This window comes from Corallococcus sp. AS-1-6 (assembly GCF_020037015.1).
Lineage (GTDB): Bacteria > Myxococcota > Myxococcia > Myxococcales > Myxococcaceae > Corallococcus.
In genome coordinates this window covers 255263-271846 of sequence record NZ_JAIQDE010000008.1, presented here as the reverse complement: position 1 = coordinate 271846, position 16584 = coordinate 255263, and the positions used below count along the sequence as shown (strand labels likewise).

Annotated in this window: 7 protein-coding genes; 2 read left to right on the top strand and 5 right to left on the bottom strand. The window is 72.5% G+C overall.

From position 1 onward, the window contains the following. The first annotated feature begins 79 nt into the window (after positions 1-79). Positions 80-2098, top strand: a complete 2019-nt coding sequence (locus K8612_RS14105; RefSeq protein ID WP_223762622.1) for a protein kinase — start codon at positions 80-82, stop codon at positions 2096-2098. 14 nt (positions 2099-2112) lie between these two features. Next, the gene (locus K8612_RS14100) at positions 2113-3654 is read left to right on the top strand and encodes an adenylate/guanylate cyclase domain-containing protein (protein ID WP_223762621.1); all 1542 of its coding nucleotides are present in this window, start codon (positions 2113-2115) and stop codon (positions 3652-3654) included. Positions 3655-3657: 3 nt separating this feature from the next. Here the strand turns inward: K8612_RS14100 and K8612_RS14095 are convergent, their stop codons facing one another. From K8612_RS14095 to K8612_RS14075, 5 genes are all read right to left on the bottom strand, one after another. After that, positions 3658-4338: a Crp/Fnr family transcriptional regulator gene (locus tag K8612_RS14095; protein ID WP_223762620.1), complete on the bottom strand. Its 681-nt coding sequence runs from the start codon at positions 4336-4338 to the stop codon at positions 3658-3660. A 418-nt stretch (positions 4339-4756) separates the two neighbouring features. Next, positions 4757-7192 (bottom strand): penicillin acylase family protein, encoded by a 2436-nt coding sequence (locus tag K8612_RS14090; RefSeq protein WP_223762619.1) that lies wholly within the window; start codon positions 7190-7192, stop codon positions 4757-4759. Continuing rightward, positions 7189-8592: an MFS transporter gene (locus tag K8612_RS14085; RefSeq protein ID WP_223742915.1), complete on the bottom strand. Its 1404-nt coding sequence runs from the start codon at positions 8590-8592 to the stop codon at positions 7189-7191. The genes K8612_RS14090 and K8612_RS14085 overlap by 4 nt, the downstream gene beginning before the upstream one ends. A gap of 93 nt (positions 8593-8685) precedes the next feature. Beyond that, the gene (locus tag K8612_RS14080) at positions 8686-13266 is read right to left on the bottom strand and encodes a type I polyketide synthase (protein ID WP_223762618.1); all 4581 of its coding nucleotides are present in this window, start codon (positions 13264-13266) and stop codon (positions 8686-8688) included. Continuing rightward, complete coding sequence (locus tag K8612_RS14075; RefSeq protein ID WP_223762617.1) at positions 13259-16582, bottom strand: non-ribosomal peptide synthetase; 3324 nt, start codon at positions 16580-16582, stop codon at positions 13259-13261. The genes K8612_RS14080 and K8612_RS14075 overlap by 8 nt, the downstream gene beginning before the upstream one ends. Between the last annotated feature and the right edge of the window lie 2 nt (positions 16583-16584).

Below are 16584 nucleotides of genomic sequence, written 5' to 3'. Positions count from 1 at the left end.
GAGGCGCCAAGTGTGCCATCATTCCCGGCTTCGCGAGGCACGCGCGGCAGGCCGTGCCCGGGACGGAGACACAGGGCCGATGGACACCGGGCGCCCCATGGGCGGCAGGTACGCGCTGGAGCGCAGGATTGGCGGCGGTGGCATGGGCGCCATCTGGCGGGCCGTCGACCTGCAACTCCAGCGGCACGTGGCCCTCAAGCTCATCGTCTCGGACGTGGTGGCGCGCACGCCGGAGGCCCACCGCCACTTCGAGCAGGAGGCCCAGGCCGTGGCCCGGCTGCGCCACCCGCACGTGGTGCAGGTGCACGACTCCGGCGTGGACGGCGGCGTGCCGTACATCGTCATGGAGCTGCTGGAGGGCGAGGACCTGGAGACGCGCCTCACCCAGCAGGGGCGCCTGTCCCCGGCCCGCGTGGCCGCGCTCGTCACGCCGGTGGCCCGCGCGCTGGCGGCGGCGCACGCGGCGGGGCTCGTCCACCGCGACCTGAAGCCCGCCAACCTCTTCCTCGCCCACGTGGACGGCGAGGAGGTGGTGAAGGTGCTCGACTTCGGGCTCGCGCGCTCGCTCATCCCCACCGGGGCGCCCGCGCAGGCGGAGGGGCTCACCGGCACGCTGCGCTACATGAGCCCGGAGCAACTGCGCGCGGATCCGGACCTGGACGCCAGGGCGGACCTCTGGTCGCTCGCGGTGGTGCTCTACCGCGCCCTCACCGGCCAGTTCCCCTACGGCCCCGAGTCCGTGGGCGCGCTCCTGCGCGGCGCCTTCCACCCGCCCGCGGTGCCCGTGTCGCAGTTGGTGCCGGAGCTGGGCGCGGGCGGCGACGCCTTCTTCCAGCGCGCCCTGCACCCGACGCTCGCGCAGCGCTTCGGCTCCGCGCGCGAATTGGCCGCGGCCTTCGTCGCGCTGGTGGAGGCGGGCCGCGCTGGACAGGCCGCCACGGTGCTGGTGGTGGACGACGAGCCGGACGTGGAGCTGCTCATGCGCCAGCGCTTCCGCCGGCACGTGCGCGACGGCGTCTACCGCTTCGTCTTCGCGCGCGACGGCGAGGAGGCGCTGGAGGCCCTGCGCCAGCACCCGGACACGCACGCCGTCCTGTGCGACCTGAACATGCCGCGCATGGATGGGCTCACCTTCCTGTCGCGCGTGGGCGAGGTGGACCCGCTGGTGAAGGTCGTCATGGTCTCCGCGTACGGCGACCTGCCCAACCTGCGCACGGCGATGAACCGGGGCGCGTTCGACTTCCTCGTGAAGCCGGTGGACCTGGACGACCTGGAGTCCACCCTGGCCAAGACGGTGCGGCATGTCGCCGAGCTGCGCCGCGCGGTGCGCTCCACGGAGGAGAACGCGCTCTTGCGCATGTTCGTGCACGGCGGCATCGTGGACCGGGTGCTGCCGCTGGTGCGCGGCCCGGGCGCTCTCGCGGGCGAGCAGGTGGACGCCACGGTGGCCTTCCTGGACGTCGCGGACTTCACCGCCGTCACGCGCCAGCACCCGCCGGAGTCCGCGCTGCGCCGGCTCAACGCCAACTTCGAGGTCATCCTCCCGGAGCTGGAGTCGCGCGGCGGCGTGGTGGACAAGTTCCTGGGCGACGCCGTGATGGCCGTCTTCCAGGGCGAGGGCCACGTGTCGCGCGCGCTGGACGCCTGCCTCGCGGTGAAGCAGCGGCTGCAGGGCCTGGCGTGGAGCGGCGGTGACGCGTCCCCGTACGCCCACGGCGTCTGCATGGGCGTGGACACCGGGCCGGTGCTGTCCGGCAACGTGGGCGCGGCCGGGCGCGGGCGCCTGGACCACACGGTGCTGGGCGACGTGGTGAACACGGCGGCCCGGCTCGCCACCGTGGCCGCGCGCGACCAGGTGCTGGTGAGCGAGACGCTGGCCGCGCGGCTCCAGGACGCCTTCGACTGCCGGCTCGCCGGGGACCGCCGCCTGCCGGGGCCCGCGGGCCAGTCGCTCGCGGTGCGCGAGGTGGTGGCCCGCCACGGCAGCCAGTCCGAGTCCTCCGCGGACCGCACCTCCGAGCAGGTGGCCCCCGCCGTCCTGAAGGCGCCCGCGTCCGCGCCCCGGCCCGGCGTCTTCACGGCCAAGGGGCCCACTTGAAGCCCCGCTAGCGCATGCGCCTCATCCTCAACCCAGGCCAGGTGGATGAACGGGTGGTGATGCTGCCGGAGGGCACCACCACCATCGGCCGCACGGAGGAGAACGGCATCCGCGTGCCGCACCCCAGCCTGTCGCGGCGCCACGCGCGGCTGGAGCGCGCGGGCGGGCGCGTGGTGCTGGTGGACCTGGACAGCAAGAACGGCAGCTTCGTGGGGCCGCACCGCGTCTCCCGCCAGGAGCTGGGCCACGGCCAGTCCTTCCGCTGCGGCGAGGTGTGGTTCCGGCTGGTGTCCCTGGACACGCCGCTGCCGGACGGCTGGGGCCCGCTGCGCACGCAGCCCCTGGAGACGCGCTTCTCCGGCGGGTCCTCCATGGAGGCGCTGCTCGACACGCGCTCGCCGGACCGCACCCGCGACAAGCTCCAGGTGCTGCTCAAGGTGGGGCAGATCCTCGCGTCCCCGGGCCCGGTGGACGGGCTGCTGGAGCGCGTGCTCCAGCTCGTCTTCCAGATCTGGGCGGTGGACCGGGCGGCGGTGCTGCTGGTGGACCGGGACACGGGGGCGCTGGCGCCGCGCGTGGCCCGGGGGGCGCGGGGCGGGGCGCTGCCGGAGCGCTTCTACAGCCAGCACATCGTGGACTACGTGCACTCGCGCGGCGTGGCGGCCCTCTTCACGGACGCGCGGGACGACGCGCGGCTGGTGGGCGCGGACTCCGTCTTCCGCCAGTCCATCCGCGCCTCGCTGTGCGTGCCCCTGCGCACGCGGGACTCCGTGCTGGGCGTGCTGTACCTGGACAGCCTCACGCAGGGCGGCCTCTTCACCGACGAGGACCTGGAGTTCCTCACCGCCTTCGCCAACCAGTCCGCCGTCGCGTTGGACCACGCGCACCTGGCGCGGCGGCTGGAGGAGGAGGCGGTGCTCAGGAACGCCTACCAGCGCTTCTTCCCGCCGGACGTCGTGCGCCAGTTGAAGGCGCTGAGGGGCGTGCCGCTGGAGGTGCGCGAGGCGAACGTCACCATCCTCTTCTCCGACATCACCGGCTTCACCGCCATGTCCTCGCGCCTCAAGCCCCGGCAGGTGGTGGACATGCTCAACGCGTACTTCCCGGTGATGGCGGACGTCGTCTTCCGCCACGAGGGCACGCTGGAGAAGTACATCGGCGACGCGCTGATGGCCGTGTGGGGCGCCCCCTTCGCCCGGCCGGACGACGCGGAGCGGGCCGTGCGCGCGGCCGTGGAGATGCAGCAGGCCCTGGCGGCCCTCAACGACCGCTGGCGGGCGGACGGCGCGCCGGAGCTTCAAGTCCACATCGGGCTCAACTCCGGCCCCGTGGCCGCGGGCAACATCGGCTCGGAGCGCTACCTCCAGTACGCCACCGTGGGGGACGCCACCAACGTCGCGGCCCGCGTCTGCGGCGTCGCGCGGCCGGGCGAGGTGCTCATCACCGACGCCACGCGGGCCCTGCTGGACGCGGGCGCCTTCGCGCTGGAGCCCCTGGCGCCGGTGAAGGTGAAGGGCCGTGACGAGCCCCTGTCCCTCTTCCGCGTGCGCGGCTGACGGCTACTCCGCGTCCTGCCCCAGCCGCTCCGGCTGGAGGAGGACGATCTGCCCGCCCTCGAAGCTGAGCATCCCCTCGCGCACGTAGTAGCGCAGCCACTTGTTGACGCTCTCGCGGGTGACGCCGCACAGGTTGGCCAGCTCCGACTGCGTGAGCTTCGGGGTGATGACCAGCCCCTCCGGGGCCTGCCTTCCCTGCGTCTTCGCCAGCTCCAGCAGCACCCGCACCAGCCGGCTCCGCGCGTCCAGGAAGGCCGAGTCGTAAACGAGCTGCGTCGTGCGCCGCACCAGCCGGCTCATGTTCGCCAGGAGCGCCAGGCCCACCTGCGGCCGCGTCTCCAGGTAGCGCCGGAAGTCGTCGCGCTGGAGCGTGAGCAGGTGCGCCTCCTCGCGCGCCATCGCGTCCGTGGAGCGCACCTCGCCGTCCAGCAGGGACAGCTCCCCGAAGGCGTCCCCCCGGTCCAGCAGCGCCAGGGTGATTTCGCGCCCCTCGCTGGAGGAGAGCCGGATGGCCACCTGCCCGCGCCGGATGATGAACAGCGCGGTGCCCACGTCCCCCCGGTGGAAGATGACCTCTCCCCTCGCGAAGCGCCGGGGCTGGAGGAGCGACGACATGTTCTCCAGGTCCTCCCGGCCGAGGCTCTCGAACATGGGGATTTCGGCCAGAAGCTGCGCGTAGGACATGAGGGGACCGCCATTCTGCCCGGAATCCCTGGATGCAGGTAGGGAAGCCTCCCATCCAGGGCGGGCGGACAAGTCCGGCGGGTGTGAACGCCTTCACAGCGGGCTTGTGGGCCGCTTCACAGATCGAAACAGGGGGGCCCGGTACTGTTCCTTCATCGCAGCACGGGAAGCAGGGGGGCCCGCGCAGCAGCGACACGGTGAGTCAGGGAGTCGGGGGACTTCTTAGCTCACCGCGGCATGCGCGGGAAATGAGGGGGACCGCAGGGGCTGGCACATAGAAGGGGGAAGCGTCGAGTTTCTGAGGGGGAACTCGACGCGAATACGAGTGCCGGCTCCCGCTGGAGCCTGAAACGCAATGGACCCGGGCCTGGAGGCCCGTCGCTCCGGGGGGAGTGACGGCCTTCAAGTCCGGGTTGTTTTATTTGGCCAGGGCCACCGCGGGCGTGAGCGTCAGCGTGGCCTCGCGGTGCTGCTCCACGGCCTGGCGCGTGTGGAGCATGGGGTGGAACTCCACCTTGCGGTTGAGCTCCATCAGGTCATCGCGGTGCTTGTGGTACAGGTGCTCGGACTGCCCCGGCGAGTGGATGGACACGGAGCGGGACAGGTCCGCCAGGTCGACGATCATCCGCAGCGCGGTGCCGTGGACCACCTTGAAGGGGTGGCTCCAGAGGAACGAGGCGCCGTCCACGGAGTAGTTGTCGCCCCGCGCGGGCACCGGGCGGCTGTTGAAGACGCGGCGGATGCGCGCGGGGATGGCGGGCCCGCCCAGCATCTGGTGCGCGTACGTGAGCTGGTGCACCTGGCCCCAGGCCCACGCCTCCGGCTTCGGGCCGTACGTCTTCGAAAGCCACGCGACGGCCACGCCCAGGGCCGCGCGGAGGATGTCGTCGCGCGTCTCCTTCTCCGGCGTCTTCGGGTCATCCCACCAGGGGCTGTCCGGCTGGGACATCAGGCCGATGACGAAGGGCATGTGCAGGCTGCCGTGCCGTTCGTACTGGCCCATCAGGTATTCCTTCACCAGCGACGGCTCCAGCTTGTGCTGGAGCAGCTTGCGCAGCACCTCGATGTACCAGGCCTGGAACACCGTGGCGCCCACGGCCTCCGGCTCGCAGCGCAGGTCCCACGCCTTCAGCGCCTCCACCGCCTGCCGCTGGAGGTCGTCCGCCGGGAGCGCCGCCGCCAGGAGGTAGGGGCGCAGCGCCTCCGCGGGCAGCGAGTACGTCTGCGCCTGGATGTCCCGCATGGACTCCACGGTGTGCTGCGTGCCCGCTTCAATCAGGTCGGTGATGCGCTTGGCGCGGTAGCCGGGGAACCAGTTGTGCGCGATGAGGTGCGGGTAGTCGTCGGACGTAATCTTGTTGTTCGCCGTGGCCGCGTAGCCCGCGGGCGGGTTGAAGGACGCGGGCAGCTCCTCGAACGGGATGAAGCCCGTCCACTCGGACTCCCCCGTCCAGCCCGGCATGGGGATGAGGCCCTGGTGGCCCTGGCGGATGGGGATCTTCCCCGTGGCCTGGTAGCCGACGTTGCCGGCCGTGTCCGCGTACACGAAGTTCTGGCCCGGCCCCTCCCAGCACTTCATGGCGGCGCGGAAGGACTCCCAGTCCGTGGCCAGGTTGAGCTTCAGCACGGCGTTGATGAGCGGCTGGCATTCGCGGTGCGCCCACCGGAGCGCCAGGGGCTCGCTGTCCTTCAGCTCCTCCGCCATGACGGCGTTCATCAGCGGGCCGTGGCGGGTGCTCTTCACCTCCAGCACCACGGGGGCGCCGCCCTTGACGGGGATCTCCTCGCGGCGCACCTCCAGGTCGTGCCAGACGTCCTGGTAGAGGTACTGCTTCGGCGCCTTCGGGTCGTCCAGCTTCTCGATGTAGAAGTCCTGGGTGTCCGGCCCCAGGTTGGACATGCCCCAGGCCACCTCCCCGTTGTGGCCGACGATCAGCATGGGCACGCCGGGCAGGGAGAAGCCCACGTGCTGGAAGCGGCCGGCGTGCAGGCCGTTCTCGTACCAGGTGGACGGCATGCTCAGGGGGATGTGCACGTCGTTGGCGAGCAGCGGCTGGCCGCTCTTCGTGCGCTGGCCGTGCACCACCCAGTTGTTGCTGCCGGAGACGATGTTGGGGTCGCCCATCACCGCGTCCACGCTGTCCAGGCCGGACATCGCCTTCACGTCCTTCAGGCCCGGCAGGCGCGCCTCCCTGGGGACGATGAGGGGCGTCTCCGGCGCGTTCTGCGGCAGGAGCGCGTTGGCCACCTCTTCACCCACCGCCGCCACCAGCCGCGCGCGGAAGAGCTCGATGCGGTGGTTGCCGCCCAGCATCATCGCCAGCAGGTTGCCGCGCGCGAGCGAGTCCACGGGCGTCCAGGGCGTGGGCGTCGTGGCCATCACGGTGAACTCGTAGGGCAGCGGCTCCGCGGCGATGCGCGCGTTGACGCCCGCGCTGTAGGCCTCCAGGACGGCGCGCGCCTCCGGATCCACCTGCTCCCAGGACTTCTCCGCCATGTGGCGCAGGCCCAGGGTGCGGAAGAACTGATCCGCGGGCACGCCCATGGGGCCCAGCAGGGTCGCGAGCCGGCCGTCCACCAGCCGGCGGCTCATCTCCAACTGCCACAGCCGGTCCTGCCCGTGCACGTAGCCCTGGGCGAAGAAGAGGTCGTGCTCGTCGCTGGCGAAGATGTGGGGCACGCCCCACGTGTCGCGCAGCACCTCCACCTTGCCGTGCAGGCCGGGCAGGGTGAGCGTGCCCTCCTCGCGCGTCCAGCGGCGGCGGGCGAGCCAGGGGCCCACGCCCGGCGTGGCCACGGCCATGGCGGACGGCAACATGCGCAGCATGCGCAGGACCTGGGAGAAGGCACTCATGACGCGGAGGCTCCAGCGGTGGGGGCGTTGGGGGCGGCGGTGTCGTCAGGGGGGGCGGGCGGCGTGTCCGGGAGCGCGTCCGGCAGCTCCTTGTCCAGGTTGCGCAGGCGCGGGTTGAGCCACCCGGCCGCGACGTTCGCGAGCGTCAGCAGGCCCAGGACGATGAAGATGACGGCGATGCCGCGCCCCGGGCCCACGCCCAGCAGGCGGCCCATGCTGCTGGCGAGCGCGCCCCCCTCGCGCATGGCCGGCTCGAAGAGGTCGTCCGCGAGCGGCCCCGCGATGAGGCTCGCGAGCGGCGACACGCACAGGATGATCATCCGCTTCACGGCGGCGGCGCGGCCCTGGAGGTCCGCGGGAATCTTGCGCTGCCAGATGGACTGGATGCCCGCCATCACCGGCGGCATGGTGAACAGGTAGAGCGCGGCGGCGGCGGCGACCAGCGGCACGCTGGGCGCGGGCGCGGCCATGAAGAGCACCACGCCCGAAAACGCATGGAAGCCGAGGATGCCGTACAGCGGGTTCTTGGGGCCGCCCCACACGCCCATGCCGATGCCGCCCAGCAGCGCGCCCACGCCCGCGATGGACGCGATGCGGCCCAGCGTGGAGATGTCCGTGAAGGCGAGCACCAGGGGGGTGATCAGCAGCACCACCAGGTCCATGCACAGCACGGCCACGCCGGTGAAGGCCATCAGGGACAACAGCCCCTTGCGCGCGCTGATGAAGCTCCAGCCCTGCTTCATCTCCGCGAGCAGCGACCCCTTGCCCTGCTGGCCCGCCTCGGAGGCGGTGGGCCTGGGGAAGCGGACCATCAGCAGGGTGGTGACGGCGATGAGGAAGCTGCAGACGTCCACCGTCAGCACGCCCTTCAGGCCCACGCTGTCGATGAGCGCTCCCGCGATGATGGGGGAGAGGATCTGGCTGGCGCCGCTGGCCACCTCCGCCATGGCGTTGGCGCGGCCCAGGTGCTGCTTGGGCACGATGAGCGTCACCGTGGCGAAGAAGGCCGGCCAGCGGAAGGCGCCGAAGCACGCGCCCAGGGAGACGGGCAGGTAGAAGTGCCAGGTCTCGAGCTTGAACAGCCCCCGCTCGCTGGCCAGCAACATGCTGAAGATGAGCAGCGTGGTGAAGCCGTTGCCCAGGTCCGCCAGCAGCATGGCGCGGCGGCGGTCCCAGCGGTCGATGAGCGTCCCCGCGATGGGGGACAGCACCACCATGGGCGCCAGCGCGAAGAAGGACAGCAGCGCGAACTGCGTGGTGGAGCGCGTGTCCAGGAAGACCTTCGCGCCCACGCCGAAGGACGTGAGGCCGGAGCCGAGGATCGAGATGAGCTGGCCGAACCAGGTGATCCAGAAGACCCGCATGGGCTGGGTGATGGTCAGGCGTTGCGCGATGCTCATTCCACGTCTCTTTCTCCTGGGGGGCAGGAGGGTCAAGGGCCCGCGCACCGTACTACGGGAGTGCGCGCGGGCCCGGCGTTCCAAAGGGGGATTTCAGCCCTGCTCCAGCTCCGCGAGCATGGCCTCCAGCGCTTCGGGGTCGAGCTGACTGGCGCTCGCCTCCACGATGGCCACCGTCATGATCTCCACGGTGGGGGACTCGAAGAGGGCGCGCATGGACAGCTCGACCTGGAAGGCCTCGCGGATGCGCGACAGCAACTGCACGCCCAGGAGCGAGTGGCCGCCCAGCTCGAAGAAGTTGTCGGTGATGCCCACCGACTCCACGCCCAGCAGGTCCTGCCAGAGCGCGGCGACCTTCTCCTCGGTCTCGTCGCGCGGGGCGACGAAGGCGTTGGCCAGCGGGGGGCGCGGGTGCTTGCCGCTGGCGCTCGTGCTCGCGCGGGCGGTGGAGGCACCGTCGCGCGCCACCTGACGCCGCGCCTCCAGCGACCCGAGCGACGCGAGGAAGCGTCCACCGGTGGGCTGGGTGAGCAGCGCGCGCAGGAGGCGGAAGCCCTCGGCGGGAGGGATGACGGCGTCGGGGCGGAAGCCCTCGCCCACGCCCCACACGTCCCAGTCCACGGTGTACCAGCGGGTGCCGCCCAGCCGGGCCTGCCGGACCGCCAGCGCGTCCATGCCGGCGTGCGCCGCCGCCACCGCGCTGACCGCCATGCCGCCCAGCACCACGGTGAGGGAGGACTGCACCACGACGAAGTCCGGCTGCCGCGACGCCAGCGCCTCCGCCAGGTGCATGAGGCCCCCGAAGCGGCCGGACAGCAGCGGCGCGGTGGCCTCCGGCGTGGCCTCGGCCACGGAGATGCGGGTGGCCATGCCGCCGTCGCCGGCCGCGTAGAAGACGCCGTCGATGCGGCCGAGCTTCGCCTCCGCGACCTGGAGCGCCTTGTCGAGCTGACCCGGAACGCCCGCGTCCGCGCGCAGCGCCAGGACCTGCGCGCCCGCCTCCTCCAGCGCGCGCATGCGCTCGATGGCCCTGGACGTCGCGTCCTGCGCGTCATGGCCCGCGCGCCACGCGTCCCATTCACCCGGGGCGGGGAGCGTGCGGCGGGACAGCAGCACGAGCTTCGGCTTCACCGCCTGCGTGAGCTGCTCCGCGAGCGCGAGCCCCACGCGGCCCAGGCCCCCGACGATGACGTAGACCCCGCCGTCCTTGAGGCCGGCCTGCGAGGAGCCACCGGCCGTGGGGTTGTGCGGCTCCGAAGTGCCCGCGCTCGCGGCACCCGGGACGTCGAGGGGCTCGAACGCCTCGACGTGGCGGTACGGGCCGCGCAGCGCGACCACCGGGTCCTCGCCGGTGGCCAGCTCCGTCACCAGCCGCTCCAGCCACGGCCCGGACGCGGACTCGTCCGGCGCGGGCCAGGTGACGTCGACGGCGCGCACGGTGAGGCCGGGGTACTCCTGTGACAGCACGCGGCTGGTGCCGACCGCGGCCGCCTGCCAGGGCAGCAGCGGCTCCTCGCCCGTGACGTCCTGGGCGCCGGTGGTCACCACGTCCAGCGACACGGGCGTCTTCGCCGCGCCCGGGCCCACGGCCTTCGCCAGCGCGAGCAGCCCGTGGAACGACGTCGCGAGCCCCGACTCCAGGTCTCGCGGCTCCTTCACCAGCGGCCACAGGTACGCGACGTGCGCGGGCGTCCAGTCCTCACCGCGCAGGCGCTCCAGGTGTGCTCCCACGGCATCCGGAGACGCGGGGTCCACCGCGAAGCGCTTCGTCACCGGATCCGACGCGCCCTGGCCCGCGACGAGCGACACCACGTCCGCGCCCGCCTGACGCAGCCGCTCCGACACGCGCGCGGCCACCGGCGTGTCCGCCTCCAGCACCAGCCAGCGCTGGCCGGAGAGCGACGGAACCTGGGGGGACGCGCGCGTGCGCGGCCACGCGGGGACGGTCAGCTCCACGCCCTGCGCCGTGGCGGGCCGTGGGGACGCGGCGCGAGGCAGCGCGGGCGGCGGACCCTTGAGCAGGTCGTAGCGCTCGCGCTGGAAGGGGTAGGCGGGCAGGGGGATGCGGCGGCGGGCCTCGCCCTTGTAGACGCGGCCGGCAATCGCCTTCGCGCCCGCGAGCCACAGCTTCGCGAACGCGTCCGCGGCGTGCGTGAGCGCGTCCTGCTGGGCGTCGCGCGGCGCGGGCAGCGTCGTGAGGATGGCCGGGAAGGTGCCTTCCTGCGCGTTGCGGCGCACCAGCGTGGCCAGCGCGTTGCCGGGGCCGACCTCCAGGAAGACGTGCTCGGGGTCGTTCAGCAGCAGCGCGGCCGAGTCCTGGAAGCGCACGGCGTCGCGCAGGTGACGCGCCCAGTACGCCGGGCTCACCGCGTCCTCGCGCGTCACCCAGGTGCCGGTGACGTTGGACAGGTAGAGGTCCTTGGGCTCCTTGCGCGCGACCTTCGCCACCGCCTGGCGGAACTCCTCCACGATGGGGTCCATCATGTGGGAGTGGAACGCGTGCGACGTGTGCAGCCGCGACACCTCCACCTTCTGCGCCTCCAGCTTCGCCTGGAGCGCGTCCACCGCGTCCGTGGGGCCCGCCACGACGGTGAAGCCCGGCGCGTTCACGGCCGCCACGGAGATGCGCGCGTCCATCAGCGGCGCCAGCGCCTCCGGCGTCATCCGTACGGAAAGCATGGAGCCTGCCGGCAGCGACTGCATCAGCCGGCCGCGCGTGGCCACCAGCGCCAGCGCGTCGTCCAGGCTGAACACGCCCGACAGGCACGCGGCCACGTACTCGCCGATGCTGTGGCCCACCATCGCCTGCGGCGTCACGCCCCAGGACGCCCACAGCTTCGCGAGCGCGTACTCGATGACGAACAGCGCGGGCTGCGTGAGGGACGTCTGCTTGAGCTGCTCCGTCGCCTTCTCACGCCCGTCCGCGGGCGGGTAGAGCACCGTGCGCAGGTCCAGGCCCAGGTGCGGCTTGAGCTTCTCCGCGCACGCGTCCACCTCCGCGCGGAAGGCGGGCTCCTGCTCGTAGAGGCCCCGGCCCATGTCCACGTACTGCGAGCCCTGGCCGGAGAAGAGGAACACCACCGGCCGGCGCGTGTTGGTGCCGGAGCCGCCCAGCAGCCGCCGCGCATCCCGCAGCGCCGCCTTCGCGTCCGCCACGTCCTTCACCACCACCGCGCGGCGGTGCTCGTGCACGTGGCGGCCCACCTGGAGCGTGTAGGCCACGTCCGCCAGGGACAAGTCCGGGTTCGCGTCCAGGTGCGCGGCCAGCCGCTCCGTCGCCGCGTCCAGCGCCGCGGGCGTGCGGGCGGACAGGGGCAGCACGTGCCACGCGCGGCGCGACGTCGCGGGGGCGGCCGCCTTCGGGGCCTCCTCCAGGATGACGTGCGTGTTGGTCCCGCCGATGCCGAAGGCGCTCACGCCCGCGCGGCGCGGCCCGTTGGGGGACGTCCACGGCCGGGGCTGCGAGGGCACGAAGAAGGGGCCCGCGTCGAAGTCGATGACGGGGTTGGGCTTCTCGAAGTGGGGGCTCGCGGGGATCTCGCCGTGCTCCATGGCGAGCACCGTCTTCACCACGCCCGCGATGCCGGCCGCCGCGTCCAGGTGGCCGATGGCCGCCTTGAGCGAGCCCAGCGCCACGCGCTTCTGGCCCGTCTCCGTGCCACCGAAGGCCTGGTTGAGCGCTGCCACTTCAATCGGGTCGCCCAGCGGGGTGCCCGTCGCGTGGGCCTCCACGTACTGGATGTCCTCCGGCGTGACGCCGGAGATGGCGAGCGCCTCCGCGATGACCGCGGCCTGGCCCTCCACGCTGGGCGCGGTGAAGCCCACCTTGCCCGCGCCGTCGTTGTTCACCGCCGTGCCCAGCAGCACGCCGTGGATGGTGTCGCCGTCCTTCAGCGCGTCCGACAGGCGCTTGAGCACCACCACCGCCGCGCCCGCGCCGCGCACGGTGCCGTTGGCCTTCGCGTCGAACGCGCGGCAGTAGCCGTCCGGCGAGAAGATCATCCCCTCCTGGTAGAGGTAGCCCGCCGTCTGCGGGAAGGACACGGACGAGCCGCCCGCGAGCGCCATGTCGCTCTCGCCGGACAAGAGGCTCTGGCACGCCAGGTGGAGCGCCACCAGCGAGCTGGAGCACGCCGTCTGCACCGTCGCCGAGGGGCCGCGCAGGCCCAGCCGGTGCGACACGCGCGTGGCCACGTAGTCCTTGTCGTTCGCCAGCATCACGCCGAACGAACCGGCCGCGTCCATCAGGTCCGGCTGCCGCATCAGCGCGCGCAGCAGGTACGAGCTCAGGCTCACGCTGGCATAGACGGCCACCGCGCCCTTGAAGCGGCCCGGGTCGTAGCCGGCGTTGTCCAGCGACTCCCACGCGCACTCCATGAAGATGCGCTGCTGGGGGTCCATCAGCTCCGCCTCGCGCGGGCTGTAGCCGAAGAGGCCCGCGTCGAAGTCCGTCGCGCCCTCCAGCACGTAGCTGGAGCGCACCCACTGCGGGTGGGCGCGCAGCGCCTGGGGCACGCCCGCGTCGTCCAGCTCCGCGTCCGTGGGCACGCGGCGCGCGTCACCGCCACGGCGGAGCATCTCCCAGAAGGCCTCCAACGTCTTCGCACCCGGGAAGCGGCCCGACAGGCCGACGATCGCGATGCGCTCCTCGCCACCACCCACTGCGTCACTCATCCGCGTCTCCATCCGTTTCCACCCGACCGCGCGAGGCCACCGCGCGGCGGTTGACCGTGCGTCGCGCCTCGGCACGGCTGCGGCCCGCCTGCGCCGCGTCCTCCGAGGGCGTGTCCTCCCGGCGCGACAGCCGCGCCGCCAGCGCCCGCACGGTGGGGTACTGGAAGAGGTCTGTGAGCGCCAGCGTCACGCCCAGCTCCGCCGTCAGCCGGCGGTGGAGCTGGAGGGCGAGCAGCGAGTTGCCACCCAGCTCGAAGAAGGGGTCGTCCAGGCCCACCCGCTCCACGTGGAGCAGGTCCTTCCACGCCTGGGCGATCTGCTGCTCGATGGCCGTCCCCGGCGCCACGAAGGGCCGCGACGGATCCGCGCCACCGGCCTCCGGCGCGGGCAGCGCCTTGCGGTCCGCCTTGCCGTTGGGACTGAGCGGCATGCGCTCCAGCACCACGACGTTGGACGGCACCATGTACTCGGGCAGCCGCTCCAGCAGGTACGCGCGCAGCGCCGCGCCCTCGGGCTTCGCGTCCTTGCCGGTGACGTAGGCCACCAGCCGCTTCTGGCCCGGCCGGTCCTCGCGCGCGAGCACCACCGCCTGGCGCACCGTGGGGTGCTTCTCCAGCGACGACTCAATCTCGCCCAGCTCGATGCGCAGGCCGCGGATCTTCACCTGGAAGTCCGCGCGGCCCAGGTACTCGATTTCACCGTCCGGCAGCCACCGCGCCACGTCGCCCGTGCGGTACATGCGCGCGCCCGGCACCGCCGCGTACGGATCCGGGATGAAGCGCTCGGCCGTCAGCGAGGGCCGCGCCAGGTAGCCGCGCCCCACCTGCACGCCGCCGATGTACAGCTCGCCCGCCGCGCCCTGGGGCACCGGCTGGAGCTCCGCGTCCAGGATGCGAATTTGCGTGTTGTCCACCGGCCGTCCAATGGGCACGGAGCGGCGGCCGTCATTGGCCTTGCACGCGTGGAACGTCACGTCCACCGCGGCCTCGGTGGGGCCGTAGAGGTTGTGCAGCCCCGCGCCGGGCAGCGTGCGCAGGCACAGCTCCTTCAGCTCCAGGGGCAGCGCCTCACCGCTGCACACCACGCGCTTCAGCGACGTGCAGTCCGCCACGCCCGGCTCGTCCAGGAAGGCCTGGAGCATGGAGGGCACGAAGTGCAGCGTGGTGACGGACGCGGAGGCAATCAGCGCCTTCAGGTAGCCCGGGTCCTGGTGCCCGCCGGGCTTCGCGACCACCAGCTTCGCGCCCGTCATCAGCGGCCAGAAGAACTCCCAGACGGACACGTCGAAGCTGAACGGCGTCTTCTGGAGCACCACGTCCTGCGGCGTGAGCCGGTAGGCGGACTGCATCCACAACAGGCGGTTCACCACCGGGCCGTGCGCATTCATCGCGCCCTTGGGGCGGCCCGTGCTGCCGGACGTGAAGATGATGTACGCCAGCGAGTCCGGCGTGGCCGTGGGCGCGGGCGCGGTGGTGGGCTCGCGGGCAATGTCCTCCCAGCCCGTGTCCAGCTTCACCACCTTCGCGTCCGACGCCGGCAACCGCGCCAGCAGCCGCTCCTGCACCAGCAGCACGGGCGGACGCGCGTCCTCCAGCATCCAGCCCAGGCGCTCCTGCGGGTAGCCCGGGTCCAGCGGCACGTACGCGCCGCCCGCCTTCAGCGTGCCCAACAGGCCCACCACCATCTCCAGCGAGCGCTCCACGCACAGGCCCACGCGGACCTCCGGCCCCACGCCGTGCCTGCGCAGCGCGTGCGCCAGTTGGTTCGCGCGGGCGTCCAGCTCGCGGTAGGTGAGGCGGCTGCCCTCGAACTCCAGGGCGACGGCGTCCGGCGTGCGCGCCACCTGCGCCTCGATGAGCGACGTGAGCGTCGCGTCCTTCGGGTGCGTGACGGCGGTGTCGTTCCAGTCCTTCAGCACGCGCTGCCGCTCGGCGTCGGGCAGCAGCGGCAGGCGGGAGATGGGCACGTCCGGCTGCGCGACGATGCCTTCCAGCAGCGTCAGGTAGTGGCCCAGGAGGCGCTCCGCCGTGGAGCGCTCGAAGAGGTCGGTGCTGTACTCGGCGGTGACGCGCAGGCCCTGCGGCAGGTCCACCAGCAGCAGCGACAGGTCGTACTTCGTCGTGCCGGTGTCCACCGGCTTCGCCTCCATCACCACGCCCGGGGCCTCCAGGGCTGGCATGGGCGCGTTCTGCAGGACGAACATCACCTGGAAGATGGGCGAGTGGCTGAGGTGCCGCTCCGGCTTGAGCGCGTCCACCAGCCGCTCGAAGGGGATGTCCTGGTGCGCGTACGCGTCCAGCGTGGACTCGTGCACGCGGCTCAGCAGCTCCTTGAACGTGGGCTTGCCGGACAGGTCCGAGCGCAGCGCCAGCATGTTCACGAACAGGCCGATGAGCCCCTCCACCTCCGCGCGCGGACGGCCCGCGATGGGCGTGCCCACCACGACGTCGTCCTGGCCGGTGTAGCGGGACAAGAGGACGTTGAAGGCGGACAGCAGCGTGACGAAGAGCGTGCGGCCCTCGCGCTGGCCCAGCGCCTTGAGCGCCTGGGTGAGGGCGGGGGACAGGTGCATCACCTGCCGCTCGCCCTTGGAGCTCATCAGCGCCGGGCGCGGCTTGTCCTGCGGCAGCTCCAGCAGCGCGTTCGGGTTGAGGCGGTTCTTCCAGTAGGTGAGCTGGCGCTCCAGCTCCGCGCCCTGGAGCCACTCCTTCTGCCACACCGCCCAGTCCGCGTATTGCAGCGGCAGGGGCTTGAGCGGCGAGGGCTGGCCCTCCAGGCACGCGCGGTACAGCACCGCCAGCTCGTGCACGAGCACGCCCATGGACCAGCCGTCGGACACGATGTGGTGCTGATCCATCAGCAGCACCTGCTCACCGTTGCCCAGCAGCATCAGCACCGCGCGCAACAGCGGCCCCTGCTCCAGGCTGAAGGGCTGCTGCGCCAGCGTCACCACGCGCCGCTGGGCTTCGGCGTCGCGCTCGGTCACCGGCAGCCCCTGGAGGTCCATCACCTCCAGCGGCACCTCGCCCGTGGAGGCGATGACCTGCACGGCGCCGCCCTCGCGCTCCTGGAAGGTGGTGCGCAGCGTGTCGTGCCGCTCCACCAGCAGGGCCAGGGCGCGGCGCAGCGCGTCCGTGTCCACGGTGCCCGTCAGGCGCACCGCGGTGGGCATGTGGAAGGCCGCGCTGCCGGGGCTCCACTTGTCCAGGAACCACATCCGCTCCTGCGCGAAGGACAGGGGCGCCTGCTTGGAGGCAGGGCGCGACTTGTCCTTCAGGAGCTGCGCCAGGCGTGCTCGCTTCTCTTCGGGCGTCATGT